Here is a 1,213-nt window from a genome sequence, read left to right on the forward strand (position 1 = left end):
CTACATCGCCGAACACCGGGCCGGCGTGCAGCTCGGGGCGCGTGCGGGTGAAGTAGGCGGCCAGCTCGGCCCGGGAGGCGGGTACGTCGGCCGGGTCCAGTCCGACCAGACGGGCGCCGGCCCGGTGTTCGGCGATGTAGCGGTCGGCCTGGGCGCCGGTGAGGGCGATGCCGGAGCGGCGGACCACGTCAAGGTAGGAGTCGGTCTCCGCGCAGTGCACCCAGAGCAGCAGGTCGGGGTCGTCGACGCCGAGCAGCCGGTGGATGCGGCGGACCCGGGCGCCGATCCGTTCGGCGTCCTCGGTGGCGTCGTAGGTGGTGGTGGCGACGAAGTCCGCGGTGCGCATCAGGCGGCCCCAGGCGTTCCATGAAGGTGCTGTTGATCAGCACGCCGCGCACGGCGCGCGGGTGCAGCGCCTGGAGGTACAGGGCCCGGACGCCGGCGATCCACATCATCGGGTCGCTGTGCAGATGCCAGGTGACGGAGGCGGGGCCGTAGAGCCCGGGATCGGCCTGGGGGTTACCGGTGGTCGCGCCCATGCTCCGACGGTACCGCCGCCCGGGCGGCGGGGGCAGCCCCCCGCGGGGCCGCGGCCGCCGGGCTCAGTCGGTGGAGAGGGCTTCGAGCAGGTCTCCGACGTCGGGTTCGGGCAGGGCGCGGGCCACGTCGGCCTGGGAGACCATGCCGACCAGGCGGTGGTCCTCGATGACGGGCAGCCGGCGGACCTTGTGCTCGGTCATCCGGCGCAGCACGAACCGGGCGTCGTCGTCGGCGTCCACGTAGACCACTTCGCCCTGGGCGAGTTCGCCGGCCGTGGTGGTGGCGGGGTCGCGGTCCGCGCCGAGTGCCTTCACCACGATGTCCCGGTCGGTGAGCATGCCCTTGAGCCGGTCGTCGGCACCGCAGATGGGCAGGGCGCCGACGCCGAGGCGGCGCATCCTGCGGGCCGCTTCGAGCACGGTGTCCTCCTCGCCGACGCACTCGGCGCCCCTGGTCATGAGCTGGCGTGCGTTGGGCATGGCCCGGTTCCTCTCGTTGGCGGTGGTTCCGACATGGGTCGGTCGTGGCTCGGTCGTGGTTCGGTCGTTCGGTCGCGGTTCGGTCAGCGGGCGATGACGAGTGCCATGGCGGCGAACAGTGCGGCCACCTGGACCGCGAGCAGGACGACCAGCGTCAGCGGCACGCCGGCCCGGCCGGGGGCGGGGTCGGGGTC

General features: G+C 73.8%; 1 protein-coding gene and 1 pseudogene. Both read right to left on the bottom strand.

What is annotated here, in order from left to right:
- Positions 1–539: pseudogene (locus C6N75_RS29755) on the bottom strand (oxygenase MpaB family protein); the annotation flags it as partial.
- 63 nt (positions 540–602) lie between these two features.
- Positions 603–1,019, bottom strand: a complete 417-nt coding sequence (locus C6N75_RS29760; RefSeq protein WP_105871935.1) for a CBS domain-containing protein — start codon at positions 1,017–1,019, stop codon at positions 603–605.
- Between the last annotated feature and the right edge of the window lie 194 nt (positions 1,020–1,213).

The organism is Streptomyces solincola, assembly GCF_002982015.1.
GTDB lineage: Bacteria > Actinomycetota > Actinomycetes > Streptomycetales > Streptomycetaceae > Streptomyces > Streptomyces solincola.

Excerpts from the sequence above, each read along its gene's own strand:
- C6N75_RS29760 (WP_105871935.1), bottom strand. The coding sequence starts at position 1,019 with ATGCCCAACGCACGCCAGCTCATGACCAGGGGCGCCGAGTGCGTCGGC.